A 24,959-nucleotide genomic window follows, 5' to 3' on the forward strand; every position below is an offset into this window, starting at 1 on the left:
TTTCACTATCATCCTAATGGTTACTCATCCTCTGAATCAAGAAAAGTATTCAACACTTCTTCCACTAAGTCCCATTCTTCATCCGTTGTAATAGGTTGTAGGTCTCCACTTGTTCCATCTTCTTGCTCTTGATAAGCATAAGCTTGAAGCTCAACTTCTTCATCTTCAGATGTTCCTGCTGGATAAATCAATACATAGGACTTACCAAAATCTTCCGAGTCAAAGGTAAAAAGAATTTCGTATAGAGATTCATTCCCTTCTTCATCGACAACAGTAATATATTCTTGTTCTTCGTGTTCGTGTAAATCTTTTTCTGTCATAATATTCTCCTAATGTGGTGTGTCTAAATAATTTTGTAAAATCATCACAGCTGCTAACTTGTCAATAACCTGCTTGCGCTTCTTTCTTGAAACGTTTCCTTCTTCAATAAGCATACGTTCAGCCTGAGAAGTAGTTAAGCGTTCATCTTGATAAACAATTTGACAATGAGGGAGTCGCTGTTTAACCGCTTCACCGTATGCCATGGAAGCTTCTGCTCTTTGTCCGATACTATTGTCCATATTTTTAGGTAACCCAATCACCAAAGTAGTTACTTGATAAACATCCACTAATTCTAGCAAACGATCTAAACCAAGATCTCCCTTTTCTTCATCGATTTGGATGGTCTCTAGCCCCTGGGCTGTCCATCCCATTGGGTCGGAGATCGCGACACCTACTGTGCGCGAACCAACATCCAATCCCATACTACGATTTAATGTCACCATCAACTATGATTCCTTTTTTGTCAAATAATACTCAACTAATTTTTCAACGATCTCGTCGCGTTCATGTCGGCGGATAATATTTCGCGCATCTTTATGACGAGGAATATAGGCCGGATCACCTGATAAGAGATAGCCAACTATTTGGTTAATTGGATCATATCCTTTTTCTTCCAATGCTTGATAGACGATTTCCAGACTTTCTCTAACTGTATGTTGATTTAAATCATCCAGTCTAAATAAAATTGTTTCATCGAGAGATTGCATGGACTAATCACCCAACCTTTCTAAATTAAAATTTCACTCTTTGAGCTTCTAAACTACTTTGAGATCCATTTTAACATATTCTGAATTAAATTGCTTGTTTTATAATAATTTTTCAATTTCTCGAGCCACTAGGTCTATCATTTCTTGAATGGCTTCTGGTTTCTTCCCACCGGCTTGAGCCATATCAGGGCGTCCACCACCACCACCACATATGACCTTCGCTAAAGGTTTTATCAAATCTCCTGCTTTTATTCCCATATCATTAGCCTCTTTATCCACTAAAACTAATAATTTGGCACTTTCTCCTTCATGACTTGCTACCACGAAGATATTGGAAATTTCTTTCGTCTTCCATTGATCACCAAGACTTCTGAGGGCGTCCATCGATTGATTATTCAAGGAAGCTGCAATATAACGAACTCCTTTTACTTCTTTAACTTGTTCAAAAATTTCGTTGGAAGCTTCTTTCATCAATTTTGCAGATAGGGCATCGATTTGAGCCTGCTGATCTTTGAGTTCTGCTTGTAATTGATCGATCTTATGGAGAAACTGACTAGATTGAGCTACTTTTAATTTTTCTTGTGCTTCATGAAGTAGATTTTCTTTAGCTTGGTAATCCGCAATAGCTGCCTGACCAGTTAAGGCTTCGATCCGTCGAATACCAGCACCGATTCCTGTTTCAGATAAAATCTTAAAGGTACCTATTTCATTGGTATTAGAGACATGGGTACCACCACACAGCTCAATCGATTCATTCGCAACATTCACTACTCGAACAACATCACCGTATTTTTCACCGAATAAAGCCATTGCGCCCATGGCCTTTGCTTCATCTATAGGCATCTCATTGATATTAACGGCTTCAGCATTTTCAATCATGTAATTCACATAAGTTTCAACTTGTTTTAATTCCTCTTGGGACATTTTCACAAAATGTGAAAAGTCAAAACGTAGGCGATCAGGTCCTACATAAGATCCAGCTTGATTAGCATGTGACCCTAGAACATTCTTCAAACCACGGTGAAGCAAATGAGTAGCCGTATGATTCTTATTAGTTTTTAAACGATTTGCCCGATCAACACTCAAGGTATACGATTGATCCACATTTAATGGCAAATCAAATGTTCTCACTTTGTGCATAAACTGACCATGGGGACTCTTTTGAACATCAAGAACCTCTGCAATCATCGTTTCCCCATCAAAGATCCCTCCATCATCCGCAATCTGACCTCCCATTTCAGCATAAAATGGGGACCGATTAAAGAAGGCATAACCTTCGCTGTGACTTGGTAATTGGTTAACTTTTTGATCTCCAGCCACAAGATACTTTAAGGTTGCATTAGTACTTAATTGATCATATCCTACAAAATCAAAATCATAATCAATCTCTTGTAAAGCAGCTGATTGAACAGACATGGAGCCCTCATTAGAGCGAGCAGATCGAGCTTGTTCTTTTTGTTTAGCCATTGCCTCATCAAAGGCTTGTAAATCAACCTCCATACCAGCTTCTGCAGCCATCTCTTGAGTCAATTCAAGTGGAAAACCAAATGTGTCATAAAGCTGAAAAGCCTGTTGCCCAGGAATCACTTTTACTCCCTCAGCCTTCAATCCCTCAATTACAGTCTCTAAGTGAGCTTCCCCTTCCCCAATTGTTTCATGGAAACGTTGTTCTTCCTTGATCAAAACTTTTTGTACAAAATCAGCATTGGTTTGTAATTCTTGATAAAACTCACCCATGATAGATACGATAACTGGTACCAAATCTGCTACAAAAGAATTTTTAATACCTAATTTACGACCATGCATAATCGAACGACGTATTAATCGTCTTAAAATATATCCACGGCCTTCATTTGAAGGTAATGCACCGTCAGAAATTGCAAAAGTTACTGCTCGAATATGATCGGCGATTACTTTGAAAGAAGTATCGATTTTATCAGATTCACCATAATTATAACTTGTTAATTGAGCAATTTTATCAATAATTGGCTTAAAAAGATCAGTTTCAAAATTGGTTGGTGTATCCTGCATGACTGATGCCATACGTTCCAAGCCCATACCCGTATCCACATTTTTGCTAGGAAGAGGTTGGTAAGTATGGTCCGGCATATGGTTAAATTGTGAGAATACTAAATTCCATATTTCTAGATAACGTTCATTTTCGCCACCTGGATACATTTCAGGATCATCATCAGATAGATTCTGGTATTTTTCACCTCGATCATAAAATATTTCAGTATCTGGTCCACAAGGTCCCTCTCCAATATCCCAAAAATTATCCTCCACTGGTATTAAATGATCACTTGCTAGGCCCACTTTATTTAACCAGATATCGCGAGTTGTTTCATCCTCTGGATAATAAGTAACATAAAGACGACTGGGGTCCATGGCAAACCAATTTTCTCCAGTCAATAACTCCCATGCCCAAGTAATTACTTCTTCTTTAAAGTAATCTCCAATCGACCAATTTCCTAGCATTTCAAACAGAGTATGGTGGCGAGCGGTTACCCCCACATTTTCAATATCATTCGTCCGAATACATTTTTGTGCATTGGCAATTTTAGGATTATCTGGAATTTCTGATCCATCTAAATATTTTTTTAATGCGGCAACCCCCGAATTTATCCATAATAAACTAGGGTCATTGATCGGAATCAAGGAAGCGGACGGAATAATCTCATGATTTTTTGATTTCCAAAAATCCAAAAATTTTTGACGAATCTCTTTACTACTCAAAGCTTGCATTATATTTCCCCTTTTTATAAATTTAATAAAAAAATGCCCTTATATGTAAGGGCGCCAAACCGCGGTACCACCTTACTTATAAGGACTTTCGTCTTTCTTTTATACTGTTAAGGCCAGTCTACCTCAGTCTTTCAACTGACTTCTTAAGAGGAGCACTATCTATCGTGATTATTCTCAGCAATCTAATCTCTCTGTACGGGATAAACAGCATATCTCTATGATAATTTTACCAATTTTTACTAAATAGGTCAATCATTTATCTAATTGGAAAATTCATGATTTCTTTTTAACGCATTTCCAGTATAATGGTTTTTAGACTGTTGAAAATTAATTAGAAGAGGTGACACCTTGATCGAAAAAATATACATTATAGCCTATCCTATGGCTGGATTTGGAAAAGGACAACAGGTCTTAAATCAAGTACGTCAAGAACTTCAAGCTTTAAGAATACCCCATCTTACTTATGAAACTGAATACGCTCAACATGCAGTATCTATCACAAAACAACTTGTTACACAACAATTTGATCCAAATAAGCACCGTTTAGCCGTCATTGGTGGTGATGGAACGCTAAGTGAAGTTATTAATACCCTCCTATCACTCAGATTAAAAATTCCCATAACCTATTTTGCAGCTGGAACAGGCAACGATTTTTACCGAGCACGGTTTAACGAAGCCTCCGTACCGGATATGATTGATAAAATGCTTTATCAACGCCAAGCCAAACATATTCCTATTGGCTATTATCAAAATAAAAGTCAACACAAAGTTGGCTATTTTATTAATTCTTATGGATTCGGTTTTGATGCAGAGGTTATCCATAGTATGACCCATTATAATCTCAAAGAAAAACTAGACCGCTTTAAGTTATCCCATTTATCATATTTTTTCGCGGTCTTCTTAGCCTTAAAAGATATTAAAACATTTTCATTGGATGTGAATCATGAGGGATCTCAGCAACATTTTGAAAATTGTGGGCTCGTCTTGATGATGAACCATCCATTTGTCGGAGGTGGAATTCAGATAGCACCACAGTTTGATCCCCACCAAAAGGATTTTTCACTTTATATTTTTCATCACTTAAATTTCAAGGTTATTCTTAATTTAGTTTGGAATATTCTTTTTAGCCACAAACCCATCAATTCTAATAACCTCACTCACCTTAGAGGAAATCAATTTGAATTGTGGAGTCCTCAGATTATCCGCTCAGAATATGATGGTGAACTAAACACTTCTTCTCCAATTCATTGTCAATTTAAAAAAAACAGCTATCCTTTTTTTATCTAGGCTAGCTGGTTATTTTTGGACTTTCATAAAATCAAATGGGGTTAAATCTCCCATTCCAATCATCGGATCAATCATAAAAATAGATTCATTCGTTAGCTGGATCTGTTCATCACTTAGTTTCGATGAAGCAATATGCAACTGATGATGATTCAAGTCTGGTTGAGTATTAAGAATTGTCAAATCTGAATTTTGGCCTTGAGTAATCGATTTTTGACTTGAAGTAATTGATTGTGATTTTTGATTATCTAATTTCTTATTAAAAAGAAGTTGTAGATAATCATTTAAATGTGTCTCTCGTTCAACTTGTTGTGAGGCTACCGCCTTTTGAAAACTATTTGGATTACCTAATAGAATCAAAAACTTACTAGCACGTGTTACAGCTGTGTAAACAACGTCTCTTCTTAGTAATGGCGAATGCATATCAATTAAAGGAAGAATAACTAGATCATACTCACTTCCTTGCGCTTTATGAATTGAACAACAGTATGCCAGGGTCAATTGGTCTAACTCATTCTTCGTATAGTGTACTTCGGTTCCATCAAAGTCGACCACTAACTCTTCTTGTTTTGAAGGAGATTCTTTGGCGGTCAATATCGCTGAAACCCAACCAATATCTCCATTATAAACGCCCTCATCGGTATTATTCACCAATTGCAAGACCTTATCTCCTTGTCGAAGCACTTGATCATAATGCTTGACCTGTCTTTTCTTAACACTAGCAGGATTCAATTGTTCTTGTAACAAATAATTAATCTGAGTTATCCCGGCCTGTCCCTTATACATAGGAGCTAAAACCTGCATATTTTGCCCACTAAAGCCTTTCTTTTTAGCATAGTCAATTACTTGTTGAATCATATAACTAATCTGTGAAGAATCACAAGGGATAAATGATCGGTCTTCTTGCTTGTCTAAGAAATTACTTGGCAAATAGCCTTTGCGAATGTTATGTGCTAAAGAAACAATCGATGAATCCTGTGCTTGTCGATATATCTTAGTTAGGAATATCGTAGGAATGACCTGAGAAGCAATTAAATCAGCAAATACTTTTCCTGGACCAACTGAAGGAAGTTGGTCTTGATCTCCTACAAATACCACTTGAATATGAGAAGGTATCGCCTGTAACAACCAATTCATCAACCAAACATCCACCATCGACATCTCATCAATAATTAAGAGAGAACCTTCAATTTCCTCTGGAGTAAAGTTTTCAATCACACTCTCTCTGGTAAAACCAATTAAACGATGAATAGTAACTGCTGGTAATTGACTACTTTCTTGCATCCGTTTGGCTGCTCTTCCTGTAGGAGCCGATAATCGAATGGGTGAATTAATATTAGAAGGGGTCAAATCATCTAGATCGTAGCCTTCTAGCTTAGCATGTAAATAGATTAGTCCTTGAACGAGTGTTGTTTTCCCAGTACCTGGTCCTCCAGTAATAATTGACATAGGAGACTGAATTGCTAATTTTAATGCAGCTTTCTGTTGACTATCATAGATAATCTCTAGTAGGTCCTCAATTTCATTAATCGCTTGATTTATCTCATCGTCTTCAATATCAAAGTGCTGACTTTCCTGCATAAAACGATGTATTTTCTGACTGGCACCATATTCTGCATAAAAAATAGACGGAAGCATCAGAGATTCTTGATCTAAAATTAAACGTTCTTGTAATATAGCTTCATCCAAGGCTTGAATTAAATCTTCTTTTAAAATTAATACAGATTGGCATCTTTCAAGAAGGCTTTGTGCTTTTTTTTGAGCTAATGGAACACTAACTGAAGTGTTACCTTGCTGATAACAAATCTGCTTAACAACTTCAACCCATGCTGCTGATAAACGTTGACTTGCACTTGGCTCGAACCCTAAATTTATCGCTAATTGATCGACTTTTTGAAAACCAATCCCATCAATTTTTTCAATTAATTCATAGGGATTATCTTTTATTTTATTGATCGTCTCGGTTTGATAAATTTTGTAAATTTTTTCTGCAATCTTAGGTCCAAATCCCCATAAATTTAGCTGAACAAATATGCGCTCCGTTCCTTGATGCGCCAACAAACTATCCGTTAGATTTTTAGCATTTTTGGCGGATAATCCAGGAACTTTATCTAAACAAGCTGGATCATTCAGGATCTGATCGATTGCATCCTCGCCTAAACAATCAATTATTTTTTCAGCAGTCCGAATTCCTATTCCCTTAAATCGGTCACTCGATAGGTAATTAACTAGCCCCTCTTTCGATTGAGGGGCAATCTGACGATAATGAGATACAGCAAACTGTTGACCATACTTAGGATGTTGGACCAATTGGCCAAAAAATTCATAGGAAGTATCCATTTGCAAGCTAATAAATTGACCTGTCATCACAATCTCGTCATTCTGAATAACTTGTTGAGGATCTTCTTCTACAAATACTCGTACTACTTTATAGAAGTTACTAGGATTTTCAAAATAAACTGCCTGAGCAGAAGCTATAATGTTTATTTCCTCCATGTTATCCTCCCCCTTCACATCTAAGACAAGACCATTATAACAAATGTATTTCTTAAAGTAATTAAAGTTCGATACCTAGCAAAAAAGCTCAGAACTCATTGGTCTAGCAGACTATGAGACTCAGAACTCCTCGATTAGCGGCTATTTATACTAAACATATTGTCTTTTTATACCATCCTTATAAACCGCATCTATCAACCCACCCCCTAGGCACTCTCTACCTTGATAGAAAACGACAGCCTGTCCTGGGGTTACTGCACGGGCAGGTTGGTGAAATTCGACTTTTGCCTTCTGACCATCTTCGAGTAAATGTACTGTAACTGGAACATCTTTTTGACGATATCTAAATTTTGCTGTGCATTCAAAAGAAGAAGAAGGGGGTGTCTTTTGGGTAAAGGAAACTTGTGACGCTATCAAATCATCGGCATAGAGGTTTTCATGATGGAAACCTTGACCTACATAGAGAGTTTGAGTCGACATATCTTTACCTACTACAAACCATGGTTCATTCGATCCATCGGAACCTGCACTTCCTCCAATTCCTAAACCGTGACGTTGCCCAATCGTATAATACATTAGGCCCATGTGATCCCCCATGATACGTCCATCGATCGTTTTCATTTTTCCAGGTTTATTCGGTAAATAGTTAGAAAGAAATTCATTAAAATTTCGTTCACCAATAAAGCAAACTCCCGTCGAATCTTTTTTATTGGCAGTTGCAAGCCCAGCATCTCTTGCAATCTCACGAACTTGTTTCTTCTCAAGATGACCAATTGGAAAGAGCGACCGTGCTAATTGTTCTTGCGAAAGTTGACTTAAAAAGTAACTCTGATCCTTATTTGAATCTGCTCCCCTTAGCAAATGAACATGGCCTTGATCATCACGCTCAACTTGCGCATAATGTCCCATGGCAATATAATCTGCACCTAGCCCCATGGCATAATCCATAAATGCCTTAAACTTAATTTCTTTATTACACATAACATCTGGATTAGGAGTGCGTCCATGGCGATATTCTGAAAGAAAATACTCAAAAACCCGGTCCCAATACTCTTTTTCAAAGTTAACAGCATAGTATGGAATCCCTATTTTTTCCGCCACTAAAGAAACATCTTCATAATCTTCTGTCGCAGTACATACACCTGACTCATCGGTATCATCCCAATTTTTCATAAATAAGCCCACGACATCATAGCCAGCTTGTTTTAATAATAAGGCTGCCACCGAAGAATCTACACCCCCAGACATTCCAATAACCACTCTTTTTTGGGAATTATTTAATAGATCACTTTCCACACTATCACCCTTTCTAAATGATGAAAGACGAACCCTCTTAGATTGGTGTTCGTCTTATTTTTTTAAATGAAAGTATTATACTTCAACCAAGACATTTCGATCAACAAAGCCATCAAAAATAAAGTTTATTTTTTCAATCACCATTTCATTATTAGCCAGTTTTTCAACATTGACTGCTTGAAGTCCATTCGCCGTCACTGTTGAAATTTTCAGCTGATTAATCTTTTGATTGACGGTAACCTTCAGTACTAGTCCTGATCGATGGGTCGAATCTAAAGGACGCTTATATAAATAGTTTCCGCCACTTGTTTCTACAAAACCATTATCTCTAAGTGTATAGGGCTTACATTCAGAGCTCACCTTAAACTGTCGATTAAATCCTTTTAAACTTGCTTCTGTTGAGAATGCCATAGTCTTTTCCTCCTCTATGTTAAATCTTTTTTAATGCCATAACCAATTGATCAATTTGAGCCTCACTTGTATAACGTCCGAAAGAAACCCTTAGACTTTCCCGCCAAAGAGCTTCATTTTCAGGATAATAAGCTTTCAAAATTCGGCTTGGCTTTACCGAACCTGCTGAACAAGCAGACCCTGCCGATAAGTAAATCCCAGCCAGATCAAACTGAATCATCATCTGACTTGCTAAATGCCCCTTTATCCATATGTTGTGAACACGATGATTATGATGAACAATATCCCCATTTTGCTCAAATTCAATTCCTGCTTTCGTCAATTGATCAAAAAAGTATTGAGAAAGTATCTGATAATGATTAGGACTTTTTCGCTGATCCTCTAGCATTAATTCTAATGCCTTAGCTAAACCAACTATATAAGGAATATTTTCAGTCCCTGAACGCATCTTATACTCTTGGCCACCACCTAAAATCATCGGCTTTAATATCATCGCATCATTCCAAGGTTGATAGACCAAAAAGCCAATCCCTTTTGGTGCATAAAATTTATGACCTGATGCACAGAATGAAGTACAGGGCATATTTTCCGGATCAACCTTTTGATATCCAACAGCTTGTGTTGCATCAACATGAAACCACAAGCCCATAAGTTTTGCTTGCTGACCCAAATCTTGAATCGGTAGCACTGAGCCTAATTCATTATTAACAGCCATAGCTGTCCAACCAATTGTATTTTCATTACTTGCATCGACAAATTGATCCACCGAAAATTGATGATCCGACTGAGGATAAATCCATGTGATCTCAAAGCCCTCTTTTTCCAGTGCTAATAATACTTCTCTAACAGCAGAATGCTCAATTGAACTAGCGACAATATGATTACCTAAGCCTAATTCTTTTGCTTTCCTTGCTTGAAACATCAAAGCCCAATTAATGGCCTCTGTAGAACCCGACGTAAAATATAATTGACTCTCTTTAGGCAATCCTAGAAGATCTTTTATCTTTTGACGACTCGATAAAAGAAGATGCTTACTTTCTTTTCCTAAGTGATAGGTTGATGAGGGATTCCCAAAAAACTTTGTCATTGTATCAAAGATACATTCAGCCACTTGAGGATCAACTGGCGTTGTTGCTGCATAATCTAAATAAGTCATTCTATCACCCTTACTTTAACACTTATTCATATTATACCTTAAATCCCTAAATTTGTAATCGAATAAACATCAATTTTCATCGAAAAAGAACTTGAATATAAAACAGAAATGGTTAAAGTCTTAGCTCATTATGCTACAATGAAACTAATCGACAAAGAAAGGAGCGGTCTTATGGAACCTTTAGCTTATCGAATGCGTCCCCAAAACATTGATGAGGTTCTCGGTCAGACACATTTATTGGGCCCAGGAAAAATAATTCGTCGCATGGTTGAAGCCAATCGACTTTCGTCGATGATCCTATACGGTCCCCCAGGTACAGGTAAGACCTCTATCGCTGCAGCTCTAGCGGGTTCTAGCCACTATGCATTCCGTCAAGTTAATGCTGCCACTGATGGTAAAAAAGAACTTGAAATTGTTGTTCAAGAAGCAAAAATGTCTGGTGCAGTCATACTTCTACTTGATGAAATACATCGATTAAATAAAATTAAACAGGACTTTCTCCTTCCCCATTTAGAAAAAGGACGAATTATTTTAATTGGAGCCACAACCGAAAATCCTTTTATTGCGATCAATCCAGCTATTCGTTCAAGATTACAACTTTTTGAAGTGAAAGCTCTAACATCTGATGATATTAAAAAAGGACTTCAACGCGCTCTAGTTGATAAAGAAAGAGGCTTAGGCGACTATTCTGTAAAAATAGATGAGGCAACCCTCAACCATTTTGCAGGTGTTACAAATGGAGATATTCGCTCAGCCCTTAATGCACTCGAGCTCGCTGTGTTATCAACTCCCAAAGATGACCAAGGCAATATTATCATTGACCTTGAAATTGCTCAGACATGTCTTCAACATAAGGGGTTTAGCCATGACAAATCAGGCGATGCTCATTATAATGTTATTTCTGCATTCCAAAAATCTATACGTGGTTCCGATCCCGATGCTGCCCTCTATTATCTTGGTCTACTCTTGGAGGCGGGAGAACTAATTATCGCTTGCCGTCGACTTTTAGTCATTGCCTATGAGGATATTGGCTTTGGCAATCCGGCTGCAACACAACGTACGGTTGCAGCTGTTGAAGCTGCAGAAAAGCTTGGTCTTCCCGAAGCACGAATTCCACTCGCTTTTTCCGTAGTAGATCTTGCTTTAAGTCCTAAGTCAAATACTTCTTATCGTGGAATCAACCAAGCGATGAGTGATATTCGTTCAGGAAAAATCGGACCCATTCCTGATCATTTAAAAGATACGTCCTATGCTAGCCAAGAAGCAAAACAACTAGCCAAGGAATATCGATATCCTCATGACTATCCGCAACATTTTATCAAACAAAGCTACTTACCTGTCAACCAAGCCCATCAACGGTACTTTAATCCACAGCCTACCGGAAAATACGAAGAAGGAATCGCTCGTTACTACCAATCTCTTTGGCCCGACCGAAAAAAATAATTACTTTATAAAAAAGCTGATAACCCTTGCATAAAATGAAAAAACTGCTATAATTAAATCATAGGAAATACATCTGAAGTGTTCGAGAATATTTACACTGTGTTGACCGAACATTTTTTAATTGGGATCCTATGAGCAGCTTTATCTGACAAGCCATCGCATGTGGAAGTCATTAGAAGACTGTGTGGAGCCCACCTGATTGCTAGCGGGTTCAACCTAGCTTTATTGATACGGCACGATACGGATGTATTTCAAGGACTGGTTTTACCAGTCCTTTTTATTATGTTATCTTTCCCTTACAAGCTTGGCTTTTCAAATCGACTTTATAAATTACTTGATTGGAGAATTTTTATGTCCCTTTTATTTTATTGTTTACCCATTTCATTACTCCTATTAGCAGTTTATACTCGAGTCTATTATAAAGAATTAATGGTTCTTCTAGGTATTACATCAAAAAAGACAGTCCACAGATTTTCTTGGACTGTCCTTATCTTTGCAATAACTGGCGCATTATTATTCTATAAAGGAACAAAGTTATTTTGCATAATCTGGTTAATTGCCCTACTTCTTCTTATTGGAATCCTATCTTTCTTCATTTTTAATTTACTCTTAAAAAAAGATTAGGGTCGGGTAATCACCACTTGGTCTTCTCCATCTACTTCTGTTAGACGCACAGCAACGCGCTCTTCCTTAGAAGTTGGAATATTCTTGCCAACATAATCCGCTCGAATTGGTAATTCTCGATGACCACGATCGACTAAAATTGCCAATTGAATCCGTTTAGGTCGATCATATGTTAGAATCGCATCCAATGCCGCTCGAATTGTTCGCCCTGTATATAAAACATCATCCACCAAAATAATTGTTTTATCTTTTAAAACTTGAGTAAAATCGGCTTTTTCAACTTTAGGTAATTGTGATTCATACCTATAAGTTAAATCATCTCGATAAAATGAAATATCAAGATGGTCCAAGGCAACCTCATTGCCATCAATTTCCTGAATCTTTTGAGACAAACGATTTGCCAAGAAAATTCCCCGAGTTTTTATCCCAATCAGAACCAAATCTTCTACATTTGAATGAGCTTCTAAAATTTCATGGGCAATTCGCTTCAATGTCCGATCTAATTTAGCTTGATCTAAAATTACATTCTCCATTAATTGACTCCTTAGATAGTCAAAAGGCTGTGACAATCGAGTCATAGCCTTTTTAATAAAACTTTTTACTTCTAAAGTGTGCCTCCCACTATATGCAATAACTCTTAGACCCATCCCGCAAAGACTAATCAAGTATATGGAAAAGGTCCATAAGCCGCAGTGTGAGGCATTGTTAACTATAGTTTCTTTATAAAATTATTTTCTTAATCGTTCTACATCACGAGCAATCGCAATCTCTTCGTTAGTTGGAATATTAATAACAACCACACTCGAATCATCCGTTGACACAACTGCTTCAGAACGTGTATCATTGCGTTCTTGATCGATTTTGATTCCCATATAACTGAAATTATCCATAACAATTTGGCGAGTTTCTTTAGAATTTTCACCAATACCAGCTGTAAAGACAATCACATCCACACCATTCATTAATGCAATATATTGTCCCACATACTTAATAATTCGATTAAAGAAAATATCTAAGGCTAATTGAGCTCTTTCGTTTCCTTTTTCAGCCGCTTCTTCAACATCACGCATATCTGATGAAACGCCAGAAATACCCAATAAACCAGATTTTTTATTAAAGATACTAATGACTTCATTGATATCTTTGATTCCTTCTTTTTCCATTAAATATGGAATGAGCGAGGTATCTAAATCTCCAGTACGAGTTCCCATTGTAACACCTGCTAATGGCGTGAATCCCATTGAAGTATCAATCGATTTTCCTTCTTTTACGGCAGTAATTGAAGCACCGTTACCTAAATGACAGGTAATAATCTTCAATTCTTCAATTGGTTTACCCACAATTTCTGCAGCACGATGCGCTACAAAATGATGACTGGTTCCATGAGCACCGTACTTACGGATTGAATGCTTTTCATAGTATTCATAAGGCAAGCTATAGAGATAATTTTCAGCTGGCATTGATGTATGGAATGACGTATCAAAAACTGCTGCCATCGTTGCATGAGGTAACTTTTCTTGGAAGACCCGCATAACAACAGCTTCAGCTGGATTATGAAGCGGAGCAAATTCTGAAAGTGATTCAACATCCTTGATAACTTGTTCATCCACTAAAGCAGAATCTTTAAAGATTTCACCACCGGCAACTACCCGATGGCCCACACCTGTGATTTCTTCAAAAGAAGCAATTACGCCTAAATCTAACAAGTTTTTCAGTAGTAATTCAACAGCAACCGCATGATCTGGAATATCTTGTGTTAAAGTGAACTTTTGATTCTGTCCATTTTCATCTGTGTATTTAATCTCAAGATTTGAATCAGCAATTCCAATTCGTTCAACTAACCCTTTTGATAGTAATTTTTCTTCAGGCATTTCAATGATTTGGAATTTCAATGATGAAGAGCCTGCGTTAATTGCCATCGTTTTTGACATAGTCTTATTCCCCATTTCTTAATATATTCCAATAACTTAATTATAACATTGTTTGATGAATAAGTTAAATAAAAATCAAACTTGTCATGCGAATTATCAAAAAAAGGCACTTTTAAGGATAGGATATTAAAATTAACAGTTATGTAAATATCATCTAAGAAATTCTTTACAAAGTTATCTAAAAGCATAAAATAGAAGTTAAGCGGGCGTGGCGGAATGGCAGACGCGCTGTCTTCAGGCGGCAGTTTCTTTTGAAGTGTGAGTTCGACTCTCATCGCCCGCATAATACTAAGTCATATATATAACCCCCATCCTAGCTTTCAAGATAGAGGGCTATATATTTTATCAAAAAGAGCCAGCTTTCAGAGAAAGCTGGCTCTTATAATCAAATAGTCCTAATACTTATTCTTGTTTAAAAGCTTATTTATTGTCTCTTAACCAATTAAAGGCAGCCGTTGCCATTGTGGCAGAACCAACAATAAGTGCTTCTTCATTAAACTGTACAAGCGGATGGTGAACTGGATATGTTTTTCCATTTTCATCCGGTTCGGGACAACCAATAAAGAAATAACAAGTTTCTGGTAACTTTGCTGCAATATGGGCATAATCTTCTGAAGCAAGATAAGGGCCAACATTTTTAACTGGGTACTCACCTTGTAATGCTTCTTCCGCTGAGCTTTGTAATTGCTCAGTAATCGCTTCAGTATTGATTAAAGCAGGAACATCTGCTAAAACTTCAAATTGTGCTTCCGCACGGAATGTCTTTGCGATATGGTCTACCACTTCCGGTAATCGATGCTTCATATGTTCAGCAGATTCTGGATACAAGGATCTGGATGTCCCTTCCAATACAACCGTATCAGGGATTACATTAACCGCTCCACCGGGTGCTGACAGATAGCCCATCGATAGTGAAGCTCCTTTGTTCGATGGTAATTCACGTGCTAGAATTCCGTTGGTTGCATTTATAATTTGACTAGCTACAAAGACAGGATCCACCCCATTATATGGCATAGCGCCGTGTGCTCCCACACCTTTAATCGTAATTCGGAAGTTTAAAGCTGAAGCCAATGAAGCTCCTTTTTGAATCTCTACCCCTACTTCCTTAGCAACTGGCCACATATGAATAACCATTCCAGCATCCGGTTTTGGATTTTCTAGGATACCATTCTTAAGCATCACTTCTCCACCAGTCAGTGTCTCTTCTCCTGGTTGGAAGAGGAATTTAATTTGTCCTTCTAATTTGTCTTCATCTTCTTTAAGCATTTTTAATACCATTAATAAAATAGTCGGGTGAAGGTCATGTCCACATAGATGACCATTGTTATTTTTAGAAACAGCTACCCCTTTAGACATTTCTGTAATGGCAAGGGCATCCATATCTGCTCTTAAAAGTAATGTTTTACCTTTAGATGGGTCTCCAATGGTTCCAGTAATACCATCACTATCACCAACGTTTTGATAAGTAATACCAAATTCATCTAACTTACTTTTAATCAGTCTGGTAGTTTCAGGTAAATCAAACCCTACTTCTGGATTTTCGTGTAATTGACGACGTACCTTGACAGCCTCATCAAACATTTCTCTTGCTCGTTCTAAATAGGTCATACTAACCTCCTAATTTTGTAATGATTAAATTCTACTACAAATAATTAAACTGTCTAGTCTTTTATAAAAAACTTATCGAAAAGAATACCTTTTATTTAGGTTTTAATCGACAATAAATAGTGAGTAACCTCTAGCATCCCAAAATTTACAGTCAGTGTAGGATATTATGAATACTTTCTAAAAAGCTAAGCAATAATCAAAGACAAATTTGATTATTTGAGTTAAACTAGTTAAAAAGGAGGCGATTTAATGGGATTACTCGTTAATGGAAAATGGCAAGATAAATGGTATGATACAAAGTCTACAGGAGGTAGATTTGTTCGTAAAGACTCTCAATTTAGGCAATGGATTACTCCAAATGGGAAAGAATTCATTAATCATCTTGAAACCCTTCCTGCGGAGAAAAACCGCTATCATCTCTATGTCTCATTAGCCTGTCCATGGGCTTCAAGGGTTATGATTGTGCGTGCTCTAAAAGGATTAGAAGAGATACTCCCTGTATCGATTGTTAGTCCTTATATGCTTGATCAAGGTTGGAGCTTTGATAACTACCCTGGAGTCATTGCTGACCCAGTCATCAAAGCAAAGTATCTACACCAAATCTACACCTTATCAGCCCCTACTTATAGTGGAAGAGTCACCGTCCCAGTCTTATTAGACAAAACAACGAATAAGATTGTCAACAATGAATCATCGGATATCATTCGAATGCTAAATACTGCCTTTGATAATCTTGGTGCTAAAAATGGCCACTTCTACCCTCAAGAATTACAGGCTGAAATCGACCAATGGAATGATATTATTTATGATCATATTAATAATGGAGTCTATAAGGCTGGCTTCGCTACAGAGCAAGCGGTATATGAAGAAGAAGTTCAAGCTGTTTTTAAAACACTAGATGAACTAGAAAATCATCTCAGTCAGTCTGAATACCTAGTTGATCATCAGTTTACGGAAGCAGATATCCGCTTATTCGTAACCCTTGTCCGCTTTGATAGTGTGTATTTTGGCCATTTTAAATGTAATCTAAGGCCTCTTACATCTTACCCCAATTTATGGAATTACACTAAAAGAATCTATCATTTGCCAGGTATCAAAGAAACGATTAATTTTGATCACATAAAAACACATTATTACGGATCTCATCCGACGATCAATCCCAATGGAATTATTCCAAGCGGACCCATTTTAGATTGGGGATTATAAAATTAAAAAAGCACTATCACTTTATTTCAGTGATAGTGCTCTTTATTAGCTATTCAAAAATAACCTTACCCTCTTCAAAAGCCTTAATCCTTGCTTGAGAATAAACCTCATAGCCTGCTTGACGAGCCTTGTCGCCTCCGCCTTGAAAGACTTTTTCAATTCCAATTCCAATACCAGCCACTTGAGCTTTAGCTTGATCACAAAGATCAATTAACCCCTTAAGAGCTTCTCCATTCGCTAAAAAATCATCAATGATTAATACACGATCTTGGTCATTAAGGAAACGTTTATCCACTCGAATTTCATAGGTAGTTTCTTTCGTATATGAATATACCTGGCTCACAAAAACTTGATCATTCAAAGTTAGAGATTTAATTTTTTTTGCAAAAACCATCGGTACACCTAGCTCTAGAGCTGCCGTTAAGGCCATTGCTATCCCTGAGACCTCTAACGTTAAAACCTTAGTTATTCCCTTTTCTCTAAAATGCTCTGCAAAATCCTTACCCATGAGCATCATTAATTCAGGATCTACTTGGTGGTTAAAAAAAGAATCAACTTTTAAAATATTCCCATCTAAAACTCGTCCTTTTTCCTGAATTCGCTCCTCTAATGCACGCATAAATATCCTCCTTATTACTCATCAAAGATTTAATCAATGGTCTGTTGATCTTTTAAGATCAGATTTAATAACAGAGCCACAATCGTTCCTGCAGAAATTCCCGATGAAAAAAGACCTGCTAGAAATGATGGTAACTGACTTGTAATTTCAGGTCTAAATGAAACTCCTAATCCAACTCCTACTGAAGAAGCAATAATAATTAAGCTACGTGTATTAAACTCAACACGACTTAATGACTGAATTCCTGCTGCAGCAACCGTACCAAACATTAAGATTCCTGCACCACCAAGGATTGGTAAAGGCATTACTGAAATAATGGTCGCCAATTTAGGGCTCATAGATAATAGTATCATAATTAGCCCAGCGACTAAAGCCACAATTCGAGAAGCATTTCGTGTTAAAGGAATCAAACCAGCATTTTGAGAGAAGGTAGCTGCTGGTCCTGAACCAAATAGCGGTGCAATAAATGAACCAAACCCATCTGCCCTCACCCCAGCAGCTACTTGGTCATCTGTTAGTTCAGTTTGTGTTACTTGTCCTAAAGTCTGCATGACACCTACGGTTTCAATAACGGTAACTAAATAGCCAGATAAAAATGGAATTGCATAACTTGGAGTAAAATCAATACCAATCTTATTAAAACTTGGCAGAGAGATCCATGCTGCTTCTCCCACCTTGGCTAAATCTACCATATCCAATGGAATGCACACTAGATAACCAACAGCCATACCAATTAAAACGGCATAAGACGAAAACTTCGAGGGAGCATAATGATTAATTAACACAACTAATAAAAACACCCCTACTGCAACCGATAGGTTTAAGGGAGAACCGTAGTCTTCTGCTCCAGCACCTCCAGCAACCCAATCCATAGCAGCGGACATAAGAGTGGCTCCCAATAAAGTGATGACCGATCCGGTAACCACCGGAGGAAAGTATTTCATCAGTGGTTTTACAAAATAAGACATTACGATTTCTAAGAGGGATGCAAGCATGGATCCTCCAAAATAAGCTGGTATTCCCCCTAAAGCGATCACTGAGGCTGCCGGGCCAATGAAAGCAAAGTCTGTCCCCATGATAGTTGGAAGCCCTGCTCCAACGCGGAACCACCGAGGGCCAAAACCTTTTGATTGAATGATCGATACTAAACCAGATACAAATAATGCCGCCGAGATCAGATAAGCTATCTCTTCAATCGATGAATTAGCCATTGAACCAATCAAAATAGGAACTGCCACAAGTCCCCCAAAAGATGTGATCACATTTTGGAATCCTAAGAGAATCGTCTCTCCAACTTGTGGTCGATCCTCAACATGATACCTTAATTTAATTGCTGATCCTGAATTTTCCATACTTATCCTCCTTGGATGCTTGATGCCTTTTATTATAAGCAATGATTCTATCTTTATCATGAAAATCCACTAATAAACACATTCTAAAATTCAAACGTTCGGATTTTACCCTAAAAGGTCTACGATTGCTTCCTTGTATTAAAAAAAGATTTAAATAGCTAATTTCTAGTCACAAATAAAAGGTGGCAACCTTGGTCACCACCTCTTATAAAATAGATAATTCATATTAAAAGGCCATATGAACATCCACTGGATTATTATTAAACTGACTGTTATATAGATCAGCATAGACGCCTCCAGACGCTAATAAGGAGTCATGCGTCCCTGTCTCAATAATATTCCCATTCTTCATAACTAAAATGAGATCCGCATCTCGAATGGTTGAAAGACGATGAGCAATGACAAATGATGTTCTTCCTTCCATTACTTTATCCATCGCTTCTTGAATTAATTTTTCTAAACGCGTATCAACTGAAGAAGTCGCTTCGTCTAAAATTAAGATATCAGGATCAGATAACACGGCTCGAGCAATTGTCATTAATTGTTTTTGACCTAAGGAAATATTAGATGCCTCCTCATTGATTTCCATATCATAACCGCTCGGTAATGTTTTAATGAAATGATTTACATTGGCAATTTCTGCTGCTTCTTTAACTTCATAATCTTTAGCATCCAAATCACCAAAACGAATGTTCTCCATTACTGTATCGGTATATAACCAAGCATCTTGAAGTACCATTCCAAAATGTTTTCTCAAGTCTTGACGACTAACCGCTTGTGTATCGACCCCATCAATCAAAATTTGACCACTATCAATATCATAAAAACGCATCAACAAATTAATGAGAGTCGTCTTACCAGCCCCAGTGGGCCCGACTACCGCGATCATTTCGCCAGGGTTCGCCTTAAAAGAAATATTCTTCATTAAAGGCTGGTCCTTTTTATAACCAAAACAAACATTTCTAAATTCAACCCCTCCTTGTATTTTATCAGGGAAGGTTTGGGTCACTTGGGGATCAGATTCTTCCTCTTCATCTAAGAAACCAAAGACTCGATAAGAAGCAGAAAGTGCTGATTGAATAACACCAGATAATTGTGAAATTGTTTGGATCGGTTGAGTGACTTGCCATACATAGGATAAAACAGCATTCAGATTCCCGATAGCTAGTACACCTGCAAATACCAATTGTAGCCCATAAATAACTACAACAATATAGGTTAGGTTAGACATCATTACCATAACGGGCATCATCATTGAAGAAATCAACGATGCTTTAAAACCATGATTTCGTAAATTCATATTTCTTTTTCGAAACTCTTCCACCGAATCCATTTGTTTATCAAAAACCTTTATTTCCGTAAAGCCAGATAATTGTTCTTGCGCATAACCAAATAAATGTCCTAATGCATTAGATTGTTGATTGTATGCCGGCTGTGATTTTTTCAAGAAATAACGAGCAACAAGACTAGTTAATGGGATCATGACTAACATTATGAGCGCAATACGCCATTGAATCCAAAAAACCATCGTCATCGATAATATAATTCCCAATATAGCAATCACTAGTTGAGAAAAAGACTGTTGGATGGCATTTGAAATAGTATCCACATCATTCGTCATCTTAGACAAAATATCTCCCGTTTCTTGTTGATCAAAATAAGAAACAGGTAAGCGATTGACTTTATTCGATAAATCATGACGCAAATCAAAAATTGAATTCTGAACAACATTCGTTAATAAAAATTGAGAAAGGTAGCTCGATCCATAATAGAAAAACCCTCGAATAGCGTACAGAATAAGAATATTTCGAATATAGGAAAATTCAACATGGGCACCTGGAACCCCCCGAGATATCTGAATGACATTCTCAGCTAACTTTGTAATAGCTAACCCAAAAATATAAGGTTCTAAAGCAGAAGAAATAATCGAGATGACTAAGGCAATATTTGAAAAAATAAACTGCCATTTATATGGGCGCATATAGACCCAGATTCTATTTAACACTTGTCTGGTTTTCATTTTAGCCATGAGTTAATTCCTCCTCACTTAATTGAGATGAAGCAATATTATAATAGATCTTTGATTTCTTTAATAGTTCCTTATGTGTGCCTATTGCATCAATTCGACCTTGGTTTAATACAATAATTTGATCAGCATGCATTATCGTACCAACTCGCTGAGCAACAATAATTGTTGTTGCATCTTTGGTCTCTTGCTTCAACGCTGCTCGAACTTGGGCATCAGTCTTATAATCTAAAGCAGAGAAAGAATCATCAAAGATATATATTTCACGATCTTTAATAATTGAACGAGCAATTGATAAACGCTGTTTCTGACCCCCCGATAGGTTTGAGGCTTTCTCTGTTAGTTCTGCTTGATATCCTTGGTCTAGTTTCTCAACAAATTCTTGAGCTTGAGAAATTTGTGTCGCGTGCTCCATATCTGTTTCATCAGCATCATGCTTACCATATCGTAAATTATCTGCAATATTCCCTTTAAATAGTAAAGCACTCTGGGGAGTAAATCCTATTTTACTGCGTAAATCTGCTAAACGATAATGCCGAATATCTACCCCGTCCACCAATATTTGCCCACGGGTCACATCATAAAAACGCGGAATTAATTTAACAATCGTGGACTTCCCAGATCCCGTTGAACCTATAAAAGCCACCGTCTGACCGGGTTCCGATTTAAAGGAGATATCACGAAGAACCGGCTCATCCGCGTCTGGATAAGCAAAGTCAACATTAATAAACTCTAGAGTCCCCTGCTCTTCAATTTGGTCAGGGTCAACGATTTCATCGTCACTTAACTCTCTTACGGTGATGGGTGCCTCCAGTACGGACTTCAACCGATTAGCTGAGACAGAGGCTTTCGGATACATCATAAAAACCCAAGCAAAAACCACTAATGAAAATAAACCCTCAAACATATATTCAATAAATGCAGAAAGAGTCCCCACTTGCAAAGAGCCGGCATCAATTAAATGGGCTCCGATCCAAATAATAAAAACCAGTGCCAAGTTTGTCGTTAAATAGAATAAGGTCGGCGCACTGGCCATTAATTTAAATAATTTACTAGCAGTTCGTCGATATTCTTCATTAACAGCCATAAAACGTTGATTTTGAAAATCCTCACGATTAAAGGCTCTGATTACCCTCAATCCAGTTATAGATTCTCTTAAAATTCGATTGATTTTATCAAGATAAATCTGTTGTTTTTCTGATAAAGGTTTCGAAAATATTGAAATGATAACCACAAAAGTAATAATTACTAGAACAGCTGGAATCAAACGCAGTCCTAAATAAGGCTGCATCCTAATAATCATGATAACTGAAAACAGAATCATCACAGGACCCATTAAGCCTTGCTTAAGAATCATTTCAACAAATTGTAACAGAACAAATGCATCATTCGTAATTCGATTTGTTAATGAAGGTACACCGAACTCCTGAAATTCATGGTGCGATAAGGCCATCATTTTATGATAAACATCATTGCGCATCGCCATCGTCATATCATTCACAACTTTGCTCGCCATATACATCCGGACCGATCTTGCGATAAATCCTAAGGCCGTACATAATACCATTCCCCAAACATAAGGCCAGGCTCGATCCATTTGATTAACCACAATGGCATTGTCAATTAATTTTGCTAGCATCGTGGGCATGCCTAAAATCGCCGCACAAGTTACAGCTGTAGCAATCATTACAGCTGATAACTCAGCCGGATATCTTTTTAAATATTTAAAAATGTAGCCCATAGGAAACTCTCCTTTGTTTATAATACTGATATTGATGGTAAAGGATTTAGAGACTAGATGCAAGTTGTAGGAGGTTTAGCTTCAAAAATTCTAATTTATCGTCATTTTAAGTTTTCGAAAACAATTCTTTAGACAAAAGATCGCTTTCATTTTTAAAATAAGTTATTCTATATATATAGAAATAGGGGGAATGAATTTATGACAAAAACACGTTTACTTGATCGTTCAACGATCGAACAGCTGATTTCCTTTAAATTAGCTAATCAAGTCGTTGACCAAACCTTTCAAGCCTTTGGTCACCGACACGTAAAAAATCCAACTAAAATTACTTTGGATCTAGGTCAAAATTCAATTTGGCCAGCTTATCACGGCTATATGAATGCCATGCCGGCTTATATAAAGACAGATACACTCGATATTGCAGGACTTAAATGGGTGGGTGGATTTGATGGCAAACGAAAAGCCGCTGGCTTTCCTTACATTAATGGTTTAATACTTTTGATTGACCCCCAAATGGGAACTTTTGAAGCGATTCTAGACGGTAGTTTAATCACTAATTATCGTACTGGATCTCAATCAGCTGTTTCTCTTAAATATTTAGGATTTAATAAAAATCAGTCCTTTCGCCTAGGCTTATTTGGAACCGGTGCCCAAGCATCTACTCAAGTTCAAGCATTAGCTGAATGGTTTACGATAAAAGAATTAAAAATATGGGATTATCAACCACATAATATCCAAGATTTTATCACAAAACATCAATCCTTCATTGATGGACCCATTCAAATTGCCGAAAATTCTAAGGACGCTTGTGATGCTGACGTCATTATTACAGCAACTAAGTCAAATCATGCCTTATTTCAAATAAAAGACCTTTCCGGTGATACCGTCATTATTCCAATCGGTTCCGTTCATGAGATTGATAATCAAATTATTAAAGATGCTGATCGAATTATTGTAGATCATGTGGCACAAGCGCTACATCGTGGAGCCCTTGCTGATGCTTATCGAACTTCATTAATTGATGAAGATACAATCGATACAACGATCGGTAATTTAGCAGCAGGTAATACTCAAATTAAACAATTAAAGGGATTAACACTTTGCGTTCCAATTGGAATGGGAGCATTAGATATTGCGCTAGCGGGTACTATCTACCAAATGGCCTGTCAAAAGGAATTAGGGTCCATTTATGAATTTAGTCCTTTTTAAAAAGTCTACTATAAAACTTGCCAATCTTTAAAGCTCTGCTATAGTCACTCCTATAAATAATGTTTATAATATAGTCAAACAAATTGATCAAAAAGAAGGTGAATCCATGACACCCAGTAAAGAAGATTATCTAAAAGCTATTTATATTTTAAAGGGAGATAGTCAATTCATATCCAACAAACAAATTGCCGATCATCTTCGTGTCTCAGCAGCCTCCGTCACTGAAATGAACACTCGCTTGCTTGAAGAAAATTACCTACAACACATTCCATATAAAGGCGTCAAACTAAACCCCAGTGGTATTGAGATTGCACGAAAAGTTATTAGAAAACACCGCTTATGGGAAGTATTCCTTTATGAGTGTCTGCAGTACCAATGGGATGAGGTACATGACGAGGCGGAAATTCTAGAACATGTTTCCTCCGATAAATTAATAGATCGACTCGATCAATTCCTTAAGTACCCTAGTCACGACCCTCATGGTGGTAAAATTCCAAAGTCAAATACGCTTAAGCGAAATAACAAAGGAATCCCGCTTCATGAAATGCCTCTTTTAAGTAAAATTATTATTGATGAAGTAGCTGATGATCCAGAATTATTGAAATATTTGAGTCATATCGGCATTGAGCTTAATCAAGAATATCAAATTAGTCATATTGAAGAATTTGATGGATCTATGACTCTTACTAATGGACAAGATAATGATCTAATTATCGGGGCAAAAGCCACAGAAAAAATATGGGTGCTTAATGCTAAATCTGTAGAATGAATCTTTTTTTAGTAT

Annotated in this window: 20 protein-coding genes, 1 tRNA gene and 1 other RNA gene; 7 read left to right on the forward strand and 15 right to left on the reverse strand. The window is 37.1% G+C overall.

The window, feature by feature from the left end:
* Positions 1 to 20: 20 nt before the first annotated feature.
* The 4 genes from HMPREF2758_RS00665 to alaS form a co-directional block, all read right to left on the reverse strand.
* Entirely contained in the window at positions 21 to 320 is a 300-nt protein-coding gene (locus HMPREF2758_RS00665) for a DUF1292 domain-containing protein (protein ID WP_016647640.1), read from the reverse strand.
* 9 nt (positions 321 to 329) lie between these two features.
* Positions 330 to 764: a Holliday junction resolvase RuvX gene (ruvX, locus tag HMPREF2758_RS00670; RefSeq protein WP_070608525.1), complete on the reverse strand. Its 435-nt coding sequence runs from the start codon at positions 762 to 764 to the stop codon at positions 330 to 332.
* 3 nt (positions 765 to 767) lie between these two features.
* Complete coding sequence (locus HMPREF2758_RS00675) at positions 768 to 1,028, reverse strand: IreB family regulatory phosphoprotein (RefSeq protein WP_006907415.1); 261 nt, start codon at positions 1,026 to 1,028, stop codon at positions 768 to 770.
* Between the two features lie 99 nt (positions 1,029 to 1,127).
* On the reverse strand, positions 1,128 to 3,773 hold the full coding sequence (gene alaS / locus HMPREF2758_RS00680) for an alanine--tRNA ligase (RefSeq protein WP_070608527.1): 2,646 nt from the start codon (positions 3,771 to 3,773) through the stop codon (positions 1,128 to 1,130).
* A 348-nt stretch (positions 3,774 to 4,121) separates the two neighbouring features.
* Here alaS and HMPREF2758_RS00685 point away from each other — a divergent pair, with 348 nt between their 5' ends.
* Entirely contained in the window at positions 4,122 to 5,060 is a 939-nt protein-coding gene (locus HMPREF2758_RS00685; RefSeq protein ID WP_070608529.1) for a diacylglycerol/lipid kinase family protein, read from the forward strand.
* Between the two features lie 9 nt (positions 5,061 to 5,069).
* On the opposite strand, the gene HMPREF2758_RS00690 is transcribed toward HMPREF2758_RS00685, so the two are convergent.
* The 4 genes from HMPREF2758_RS00690 to HMPREF2758_RS00705 form a co-directional block, all read right to left on the reverse strand.
* A complete protein-coding gene (locus HMPREF2758_RS00690; RefSeq protein ID WP_070608532.1) occupies positions 5,070 to 7,553 on the reverse strand; it encodes an SF1B family DNA helicase RecD2 in 2,484 nt (827 codons plus the stop codon).
* Positions 7,554 to 7,703: 150 nt separating this feature from the next.
* Positions 7,704 to 8,849, reverse strand: coding sequence for a tRNA 2-thiouridine(34) synthase MnmA (mnmA, locus tag HMPREF2758_RS00695; protein WP_083304830.1), 1,146 nt, complete (start codon positions 8,847 to 8,849; stop codon positions 7,704 to 7,706).
* Between the two features lie 75 nt (positions 8,850 to 8,924).
* Positions 8,925 to 9,260, reverse strand: coding sequence for a hypothetical protein (locus HMPREF2758_RS00700; protein WP_016647633.1), 336 nt, complete (start codon positions 9,258 to 9,260; stop codon positions 8,925 to 8,927).
* A 19-nt stretch (positions 9,261 to 9,279) separates the two neighbouring features.
* Positions 9,280 to 10,416 (reverse strand): cysteine desulfurase family protein, encoded by a 1,137-nt coding sequence (locus HMPREF2758_RS00705; protein ID WP_070608534.1) that lies wholly within the window; start codon positions 10,414 to 10,416, stop codon positions 9,280 to 9,282.
* Between the two features lie 171 nt (positions 10,417 to 10,587).
* Between HMPREF2758_RS00705 and HMPREF2758_RS00710 the strand changes: the two genes are divergently transcribed.
* Both HMPREF2758_RS00710 and ssrS read left to right on the forward strand, forming a co-directional pair.
* Entirely contained in the window at positions 10,588 to 11,859 is a 1,272-nt protein-coding gene (locus HMPREF2758_RS00710) for a replication-associated recombination protein A (RefSeq protein ID WP_016647631.1), read from the forward strand.
* A gap of 67 nt (positions 11,860 to 11,926) precedes the next feature.
* Positions 11,927 to 12,110: non-coding RNA, 6S RNA (ssrS, locus tag HMPREF2758_RS00715), on the forward strand.
* Between the two features lie 369 nt (positions 12,111 to 12,479).
* Here the strand turns inward: ssrS and pyrR are convergent.
* Positions 12,480 to 13,016: a bifunctional pyr operon transcriptional regulator/uracil phosphoribosyltransferase PyrR gene (gene pyrR / locus HMPREF2758_RS00725; protein ID WP_016647629.1), complete on the reverse strand. Its 537-nt coding sequence runs from the start codon at positions 13,014 to 13,016 to the stop codon at positions 12,480 to 12,482.
* Positions 13,017 to 13,211: 195 nt separating this feature from the next.
* Entirely contained in the window at positions 13,212 to 14,414 is a 1,203-nt protein-coding gene (locus HMPREF2758_RS00730; RefSeq protein ID WP_070608537.1) for an acetate kinase, read from the reverse strand.
* 202 nt (positions 14,415 to 14,616) lie between these two features.
* On the opposite strand from HMPREF2758_RS00730, the gene HMPREF2758_RS00735 reads away from it, so the two are divergent.
* Positions 14,617 to 14,697 (forward strand) — tRNA-Leu (locus HMPREF2758_RS00735).
* A gap of 137 nt (positions 14,698 to 14,834) precedes the next feature.
* On the opposite strand, the gene HMPREF2758_RS00740 is transcribed toward HMPREF2758_RS00735, so the two are convergent.
* On the reverse strand, positions 14,835 to 16,022 hold the full coding sequence (locus tag HMPREF2758_RS00740; RefSeq protein WP_070608539.1) for a M20 metallopeptidase family protein: 1,188 nt from the start codon (positions 16,020 to 16,022) through the stop codon (positions 14,835 to 14,837).
* 249 nt (positions 16,023 to 16,271) lie between these two features.
* Here HMPREF2758_RS00740 and HMPREF2758_RS00745 point away from each other — a divergent pair, with 249 nt between their 5' ends.
* Positions 16,272 to 17,228 (forward strand): glutathione S-transferase family protein, encoded by a 957-nt coding sequence (locus tag HMPREF2758_RS00745; RefSeq protein WP_070608541.1) that lies wholly within the window; start codon positions 16,272 to 16,274, stop codon positions 17,226 to 17,228.
* Positions 17,229 to 17,277: 49 nt separating this feature from the next.
* On the opposite strand, the gene HMPREF2758_RS00750 is transcribed toward HMPREF2758_RS00745, so the two are convergent.
* The 4 genes from HMPREF2758_RS00750 to HMPREF2758_RS00765 form a co-directional block, all read right to left on the reverse strand.
* Positions 17,278 to 17,847 (reverse strand): xanthine phosphoribosyltransferase, encoded by a 570-nt coding sequence (locus HMPREF2758_RS00750; RefSeq protein WP_006907402.1) that lies wholly within the window; start codon positions 17,845 to 17,847, stop codon positions 17,278 to 17,280.
* 29 nt (positions 17,848 to 17,876) lie between these two features.
* Entirely contained in the window at positions 17,877 to 19,199 is a 1,323-nt protein-coding gene (locus tag HMPREF2758_RS00755) for a uracil-xanthine permease family protein (RefSeq protein WP_070608543.1), read from the reverse strand.
* Between the two features lie 226 nt (positions 19,200 to 19,425).
* Positions 19,426 to 21,228, reverse strand: coding sequence for an ABC transporter ATP-binding protein (locus HMPREF2758_RS00760; protein ID WP_016647622.1), 1,803 nt, complete (start codon positions 21,226 to 21,228; stop codon positions 19,426 to 19,428).
* A complete protein-coding gene (locus HMPREF2758_RS00765) occupies positions 21,221 to 22,966 on the reverse strand; it encodes an ABC transporter ATP-binding protein (RefSeq protein ID WP_070608545.1) in 1,746 nt (581 codons plus the stop codon). Before HMPREF2758_RS00765 ends, HMPREF2758_RS00760 begins: the two co-directional genes overlap by 8 nt.
* A 198-nt stretch (positions 22,967 to 23,164) precedes the next feature.
* Here HMPREF2758_RS00765 and HMPREF2758_RS00770 point away from each other — a divergent pair, with 198 nt between their 5' ends.
* Positions 23,165 to 24,175 carry an ornithine cyclodeaminase family protein gene (locus HMPREF2758_RS00770; protein ID WP_016647620.1) on the forward strand — a complete coding sequence of 337 codons (1,011 nt, stop codon included), beginning with the start codon at positions 23,165 to 23,167 and terminating at the stop codon, positions 24,173 to 24,175.
* A gap of 106 nt (positions 24,176 to 24,281) precedes the next feature.
* Positions 24,282 to 24,944, forward strand: coding sequence for a metal-dependent transcriptional regulator (locus tag HMPREF2758_RS00775; RefSeq protein ID WP_016647619.1), 663 nt, complete (start codon positions 24,282 to 24,284; stop codon positions 24,942 to 24,944).
* The last annotated feature ends 15 nt before the right edge of the window (positions 24,945 to 24,959 follow it).

The sequence above is a fragment of the Facklamia sp. HMSC062C11 genome (assembly GCF_001810675.1).
GTDB classification, from domain to species: Bacteria; Bacillota; Bacilli; order Lactobacillales; family Aerococcaceae; genus Facklamia; species Facklamia hominis.